The 381-nt window shown below is 62.2% G+C and carries 1 protein-coding gene; it reads left to right on the top strand.

Annotation, left to right across the window (positions count from 1 at the left end; genetic code table 11):
* The coding region (locus tag ACCD00_RS30790; RefSeq protein WP_413428941.1) for an immunoglobulin-like domain-containing protein at positions 1-381 on the top strand (381 nt) is incomplete at both ends.

Below are 381 nucleotides of genomic sequence, written 5' to 3'. Positions count from 1 at the left end.
TGCAACCCCATCGGTGAGCGAAAACGGCACCATCACTTACACCGCGACGCTGACCGATGCCCAAGGCCAACCGGTCATCGCGCAAAACGGTCCGGTGACCGTGACGCTGGACAGCGGCAAGGTGATCACCATTGCCGAAGGCCAGAGTTCCGGCAGCCTGCCGGTCACCGTCGGCAACGACGTTTACAAGGGGCCAACCACTGTCAGCGAATCCATCAAGGACGCGGTGGGTGGCAACCTCGAAGCGATCAACCCGGTGAAGACCCCGGTAGAAACCACGGTCACCGATGTCAACGACACCACCACCGTGACCCTGAGCGCCACCCCGAGCGTGGACGAAAACGGCACCATCACTTACACCGCGACGCTGACCGATGCCCA

Origin of the sequence: Pseudomonas sp. Pseusp3, from assembly GCF_047304225.1 — a bacterium.
GTDB lineage: Bacteria > Pseudomonadota > Gammaproteobacteria > Pseudomonadales > Pseudomonadaceae > Aquipseudomonas > Aquipseudomonas fluorescens_CD.
Note: the sequence above shows the minus strand (reverse complement) of the source record. Positions and strands in the feature narration are given on the sequence as shown.